The organism is Streptococcus sp. 3167, assembly GCF_013277175.1.
GTDB classification, from domain to species: domain Bacteria; phylum Bacillota; class Bacilli; order Lactobacillales; family Streptococcaceae; genus Streptococcus; species Streptococcus pseudopneumoniae.
In genome coordinates this window covers 19,443-27,221 of record NZ_VMML01000032.1, presented here as the reverse complement: position 1 = coordinate 27,221, position 7,779 = coordinate 19,443, and the positions used below count along the sequence as shown (strand labels likewise).

Sequence of the window (7,779 nt, the reverse complement as noted above, 5' to 3'; positions counted from 1 at the left end):
ACGTAAGTTCTTTTCCCACATGAAGAGAGTTCTGACGCCAACATCAAAAACCTTGGCTGCCTCGACATGGCTGTGCCCCTCTTTGATGGAATCTAATGCTCGCTGTTTAAAATCTGTACTATATGCCATAGCTTTATTATAACATGCTTGTTTGAAACTAAGCAACTATACTATAATTTGAATCCTTTTGCTCACGATACTACTATAGAAATCAAGCATGAGTAAAACCAGTGGAACTTACCCTGACACGGAATTCCACTGGTTTTTATGATTTTTCTCAGACTAACTTCCAATTCTACTAGCGGTGGAACTTACTTTGGGAATTTAGCTTGTATTCTCTACTCACTTTTTGAAAAAGTTACAAGTCCAATAACTGACAACAAGAGAGAAATTCCAGAAATACTTAGCATAATAGAAATCATGTTATTCTCACCAGTGGCTGGTAACTGTTTTCCTTCTTTGATGACTGTAGCTAAAAGCACTTGTTGATCACTTCCAGCTAGTGTTTTATTCTCATGCTTAGCTTCTATATTGGAATGATGTATTGTAATTGATGTAGCTTTCTCAATTTTATCATTGCTAATTGAAGGCTTAATAGTTGAGACTTGTCTATTTTGACTTACTAATTTAACAGGTTGCACTTGAGAAACTGGCTTGATCGTTACAACTGGTTTAGCTGGAATAACTGGATTAACTGGTGCAACTGCTTTAGTTGGATCAACCGGCTTAACTGGTACAACTGGTTTGGTTGGGATCTCTACTTTATTAGCCTTAAGTTTTACAACCGTTTCTTTTAGAGCTTTGATTACTTCATTAATTTCTTCTTGACTAGCTTCTGCATTTTCCAAAAGTAGCTTAGCTTTGTTGAAAATAAGATGATATGCATCTTTCTCCTCTTTGCTAGCTGTCAAAAATCTTGGATCTTTTTCTTGGAACTTCACTTCATCCTCGATAACATTCTTTAGGCTCATAAAATCTGTTTCTTTCCCATTCAGCTGGTCTTGAGCTTGCAAGAAAGTGGTCAACAGACGGTCAATTTCATCTTGAGTTATCAAATCTTTTGTAATTAATAATGCCAAGAGTTTAAATTCACGATCATATTGACCTTTGCGTTCTTGATCAGAATTTATATATTTACCTTTTTTAACTGTCTCAGCATATGCTTTAATGGCATTCTTCAATGATGTGATATCAGATTCCTTACCATCCAATGTTTGCATAGCAGACTCTAAAGCCTTAACAATTTGGTCAATTTTATCTTGGTTAAGTTTACTTCCTAATGCTAGTTGCGCATCTTTGACACTTTGCTCAAACATCTCTTTTAAATTCTGTTTTGTATTATAATATCTTGGAGTTTTAACTACTTCCATTTGTTTATTTAAAGCTGCAATCAGAGCTAACTTAGAAACAACTGAAAGTGACAAAACATTATTTTTACCAAACAGAACTTTAAATGGTTGAAGATTATCAAGTAATTCATAACCGTTTGACAGATTTACAAGAACTTTATATTCACCAGTAACCACTTTCTTACCATAAGAATGTTTACCATATGTTTCAGCTGGCAAGACTTGACTCTGACCGTCTTCACCTACTAAAGTAATCATTGTAGTTCCAGGAACAGCTTGATTAAAGCCAACTGTTACTGGGGCATATTTCATTTTGTTAGCCAAGAAGGTAATAGTTTGAAAACTATTTTCTTTCGTTAAATCAAATTCCTTAGATAGAGCACTCACAAATTTCAACTCTGTACGATCATAGCTAAAAATTTCTGCAACATAATGCCCAAATTTCAAGAAATTAATATCTTTTGACTTATCAACGGTTACATATTGACCTTCGCTATTTTTAATGCGATAAACATAAGTTGTATCAATCTCATCATTGGTTTTATTGTTTAGTATAGCAATTTTTACACGACCACTATTTTCTTCACCTACAAGATCTTTGAGAGATATAAAATCTACATTTCCCGCAAAGTCTTCCACATAATAGAAGATTTTCGATTTATCAATGTTCTTAGGAAGTGTATAACTACCATCTTCATTTTGTTTGATAATCTGATACTGTTCGATTTCTGAATCTGCCGCCTCTCTATTTTCAGAAGGACGAATATAAAAGACTTTTTCTAGAAGAATTCCGCCATTTCCGACATCCTGAGGTTTACGAGCTATAAATTGTTCTTGATTTTTTTGAGAACGAATATATCCCGAAGTAATCAGAGGTTTTTGTGTATCGATTTGAATTTTAAATATTGTGTATTGTTCTTCAGCTCCAGGGACATCTGGCTTATAACTAATAACATAGTCATAAATTCCATCAGAGACTCGATTTCCATTAGAATCCTGTCCTCCCCAAGCTGTTTTATCTACAATGTAACTTCTTGGATTTCTAGTATCGCCATCAAAATAATTTTTCACAAGGTCTGTTGGACGACTTTGCCAAATAGGCTGACTGTGTGTTGTATCCGAAGAATCATAAACAGTTGCACGAAGATTTACCAAGTTTCTATAGACAAGAGTTTTAAATTGAACAGAATCTTTATTACCATCATCGTTCGGCGAGATAGCAAGGCGAACATTACCCTTTTCATCTAATTGAAGATGGTATTTTCCTTCATCATCTTGTTTCACTCCGAGTACAGTCACTCGATTTCCTTGACGCTCTGCTTTTAAAACATTTACATCATTTTCAGAACTTGTTAAATAAGTTACATCGTCTGAAGGTGAAATTCCTGGATTATCTTTATCAATTTCAGAGTAAAATCCACTGTTTCCTTCCTTAATCAATTGATAAATTGGTTTTTCAATTGCAGGTAGATTTTGGAATTCTCCCTTAAATCCCATAAATGGTAAACCAATAACAGAACCATCATCTGCAGGATTGACAAATCTAACAAATCCTTCTAGAAAATAACCATTTGGCATTATTTTGCTAAGTTCTTCAGTAAACTTACTTGTATCTACACTAACTGTTACTGTCTTCGTACTATGAGCTTTCACAGTTACTTCGGGCCAAACTGTTTCAGTTAGTTTTCGTGGACGGAGAGTGAATTTTCCTTCTTCAACTTCGTCCGTATTTGTATTTACAATCATCTTCAATGTTCGGTCTTTATCCGAAATATTATGAATTGTAACTTCAAAGGTAAATTTATCACCAACATTACCAAGAGTAACACTTGGATAATTATTTGCACCTGTTACAAATAGATCTGTGCTTGTTGCCGCCATCGTGTCAACTACGCCAGCACCTTGGTGACGTGGAGAAGTATAGGCTCCAGTTTGTTTATTAAAATGTGGTTTTGCAGTAGACATAATTAAAGCTTTTACAATCTCTGAAATTTGACTAGCTGATAATTCAGGATGTTTCTTTGCTAAATATTCTTTGACTAATGCTGCGACACCAGCTACATGAGGGGCCGCCATACTTGTTCCACTTATACTTCCATAACTATTGTCGTTAAATGATGAATAGATATTTCCACCAGGTGCAGTAACATCTGGTTTCAATTGTCCATCTGTTGTAACTCCCCAACTTGAAAAATCTGACAATTGGTCTGCAACATCTGATTTACGATTATCCATCTTGTGATTAAAGACAATTTTATACTGACCAGACTTAAGAATTTCACCATAATATTTTGAAATAAAGACAGATGGGATTTTCTTAGCATCACCTGTAACAGACATACTAACATTTGCACCTTCAACGTTGTTATAAATTAAAACTCCAGCTGCACCGTGTTGAAGAGCATTTTTAATCTTATCAGAGAAATGGATTTTACCACGTTGAATCAGTGCTAACTTACCTCTTACATCAATATTAGCAAAATCTTCTTCACGACCAATACCCGTTGCTACATATTCGTATTCTTTCCCTTTTTCAAAATCTTTTTCTGTTTCAGGTCTATTAAAATCAAACTTACCATAATCAAGGGTAGCGTCATTTTCTAAACCTTTTACTTCAAAGACTTCAGTAGTTAGAATTTTATTATTAATCGAAGCAACAGAAATTGAATCTTCTACTGTAGAGGGATTTCCGACGAGACCATAATCAGGATTTTCTGCTAATGGTTGTGAAAAACCTCTACCGAAAGTATTGCTATTACCAGCAGCAATAACAACAGATACTCCTTTAGTGCGTGCTCTTTTTACTGCTTCAATAATATCTGAACCCGCATCTACAGTTGAACCCGCACCTGCACCCAAACTCATATTGATCACATCCGCACCTAACGCAACTGCGTCATCAACGGCTTTTACATAGAGGGCAGAGGCTGTAGTTTTATCTCTATCTGAAAAAACTCTCATAAACATAATTTGAGCTTCTGGCGCCACCCCATAAACCTTCTCAGAATTCGGGGCTTTATTAATTGGATTTCCAGCTACAATACCAGTAACGTGCATTCCATGAGACTCTTTTTCAGCCTCTTTTATATTATCAGTTCCATCAAAGTAATCATAAGCATATACTACCTTGTCACTGTACCATTTTCCATAGTCAATACCGGCAGCTTTTTTAGCTTTTTCGATATCATCCTGATTTTTAAATTTCGCCTTTGACGGATCAGAAATACGCAGAACTTCATGATTCAAATCAAGGCCTGAATCTATAACAGCGACTACAGTTCCTTGCCCTTTGTGTCCTGCTTCCCATGTTTTAGGGACAGTAATCATTTCATTACTGGAGATACTATTTGGCTTTTCTTTATGTCCACTTTGAGATAACGACTGTGATTGTGAACTTTCGGAAGAAGAACTTCTTTCTACTGCTGATTCTTCCTTCTTCTCTTCACTTTTTATAGCAGTCTTTTCTTTCTGTGTGATTACATTCTTGTCTGACTTATTATCTCTATATTCTATAGAATCATCTTGTTTTACTGACGCTGTCGCTTCTGTTTTTTCCTTTGAAGAAGAATCTAGAGCATTCTTGTCAGCCGTGACTGACGGTGCGAGCTTATTTGAATCATCTAATTTATTAATTATTACTGCATGTGTAACTTGATTGGATGTTTCAAATTTCCCCTCAGCAGCACTAACCTGTACTAAAGCAAATCTGCATGCAAAGACCGATAGCAGAAAAATCGTTGCTATTTGGTACTTTTTATGACAAAAATCTTTGCAGTCTCCCATAAAATCACTCCTTTTTATTTAAATTAAAAGTATTATATCCTAAATTATCTGAAAATTCTATCAAAAACTTATTTTGTAACAAAATTGTAATATTAATCACTCTTCTCATGTAATTTAAACATAAAGAAATTTAATCTCGATTAATACAAGACTAAATTTCTTTATTAAATAATTACTTTCCATTCAATTACTCATTAAGCAAAAACCTTACTAATCACGGTCATAGAATAGTTCATGTGCTTTTATAGTAGATTGAAACTAGAATAGTACACCTCTACTTCTAAAACATTGTTAGAAATCGATTTGACTGTCCTGATCGATTTGTCCTATTCTTATTTCATTTTACTATAATCGTGAATTAAGCATTTCAGGAACTGTGACAAACGTAACCGTACAATAACGAAGTCTATTGAAAAATCTCCAGATTAGTGAACTTAGCGATAGTTCCTAATCTGGAGATTTCTTATTTTCACCTTTCTTGTACAACTTTAGTCCATGGTAAATAAGCCTCTAAAACCTCTTTGTTTACGAGAGTTTCCTCGTTTGGAAGACATTCTAGAAGATAGGATAGATATTTTTCACTATTTAGTTGATGACGTTTAGCTGTTTCCAACAAACTCATAATAATAGCTGTTGCTTTAGCTCCTTCAAAACTTTGAGAAAACAACCACCCTCGCTTTTTAAAATTTAGCTTAGGCTAAAAGAGTCCACTGGACTCTTTTACTCCGTCCCATTTTAGCGTGACTACCACGCTTTGTTCTATCTTTCTTCATATTTAAATAATATCAAAACCAAGCATTAATTTCAATGATAAATAAGTAAACTCATGGCTTTTGAGTAAAGAAAAAAGCTTAGAATGAACTAAGCTTTTTAAAAACGAATCGTTTCACGTGTTTTCTCATATGAGGTAACAAAGCGATTGGTTACACCAGGCTCTGCCACTTCCAATGCTTGAGAAATCTTGTCAAATGAAGCGTGATAATCAAATTCTTTTTCAAAAATATCTAAAGCTTCGTTAAATGCTTCTTGAATGCGTTCATCAAATGAGCGATAGCGGTTAGAATATTGCAAGAGTTGCTCTGTTAAGGTTGCATATTGTACAATATTATAAGTTTCCATTTCTAAAGCTTCCATATCATTCGTTGCAATTTCAAGAACTCGGGTAACAGATTCAATGTTAATCATTTTCTGTTCTAACTCAACCATTAAATCCTCGGTATTATTGCTTGCCGTAAAGAATAATTTCAAGAAAGTTTGTGGAATACCTGGCAGATTGCGTTTTTCCATGTATCGCTTGATAGTATGGAGACGATTGACATAAACATTGGACTTTTGACGTGCATTGATATCATCTTTCTCAATTTGTGTCAGGCGCTCACTAACTGAAATTTGCTCATCTTCAATATCTTTTAGTTGAGTTTGTAAATCCTCAAGATTTTCTTCAAGAACTGAATAAGCTTGGGTTGGTTCTTCTTGATTTGAAGTTACCTCAACAATAGCTGCCTCAAAACTCTCTAATTCTGTCTGAATACGACGAACATGGCTTGCAGCTGTCTCAGGAAGTAAATAGGTCTTGTTCAAACGTGCAATATCTTCTCCCAATAAAGTATTATTCTCTTTCATATGTTGAAGGTAAGTTGGAAGAGTTGCAAGTAGATTCTCCACTACTTTCTGAGCAGCAATTTCTCGAGTAAAAATATCATACAAAGCATTGATTTCCTCTTGTGCCTGTCCATTCTCATATTCGGCATTATCCAATTCCAACTGGCGAATATTCTCTTGGTTTTTCTTGAATGCTTCATAAAGCAAGTGGAAACGTGCTTCAATATCCGTTTCAACAAAATGATAATTAGCATCAATTAGTTTACGATAACCGGCTTCCAAATCCTGTAATTGATCTGGCAATTCTGTAGAAAGCGTCGTAACCAAGGCTGGAACACGATCCACAATATGACTTAAGGCCAAAATGTGATTTTCTGTATTATCCAAAATCACTGCGGCTTCCACAGGGTCACCCGATGAATTCAAGGTTACAAATTGTGAAAATTCAGATTGGATATTTTCTAATTGTTTTTCAATTTCATCCAAGGCTTGACCATACTGTTCTGAATTTTCAGCAACTCTATGCTGAAGTTCCTCAAATAAATCCAAAGCATGAAGAACACGACCACTATTTTTAGATTCTTGCTTCTCTAAGTCTGCCAAAGCATTGCGAATTTCAGCAATATCTTCTTCAATCAAAGTAATTTGACTCTCAATTTGGTCAATTTGATGACTGGCCTTGAGAAAACGAAATGAATGGTTATAGCCTTCTGCTTCAAAGAGATTATTTTCAATATCGGCAAAAGAGTTGAGAGATAAATCGACCCATTTTTGATTCCATTCACGGAAAGCCACTTGACTTTGTCCAATCAAGTGCATATTTTTTACAGCTTCTACTTCATCATTTACTGGAAGATTGTATAGTTCTTCTTTTCTTTCTTCTAGCGCCTCTAATCTCCCCTCGTTTCGCTTACGTAGAAAGATTGCTACTACATAAGCCAGAACTAAAATGACTGCAATTGCAACCATTAAATAAATTAGTTGTCCATTAGACATATCAAACTCCTTTTTTACTTGAAACAATCGTAACGATTATATCATATTT

At 34.8% G+C, this 7,779-nt stretch carries 3 protein-coding genes and 1 pseudogene; all 4 read right to left on the bottom strand.

Going from position 1 to position 7,779, the window contains the following annotated elements:
- On the bottom strand, positions 1-129 hold a 129-nt coding region (locus HT678_RS05755), incomplete at its 3' end, for a transposase (RefSeq protein WP_240148173.1).
- A 209-nt stretch (positions 130-338) separates the two neighbouring features.
- Positions 339-5,132 carry a S8 family serine peptidase gene (locus HT678_RS05750; RefSeq protein WP_000502031.1) on the bottom strand — a complete coding sequence of 1,598 codons (4,794 nt, stop codon included), beginning with the start codon at positions 5,130-5,132 and terminating at the stop codon, positions 339-341.
- A 469-nt stretch (positions 5,133-5,601) separates the two neighbouring features.
- A pseudogene (locus HT678_RS05745) lies at positions 5,602-5,811 on the bottom strand (transposase domain-containing protein); the annotation flags it as partial.
- A gap of 191 nt (positions 5,812-6,002) precedes the next feature.
- Complete coding sequence (gene ezrA, locus HT678_RS05740; RefSeq protein WP_000064834.1) at positions 6,003-7,730, bottom strand: septation ring formation regulator EzrA; 1,728 nt, start codon at positions 7,728-7,730, stop codon at positions 6,003-6,005.
- Positions 7,731-7,779 lie beyond the last annotated feature (49 nt).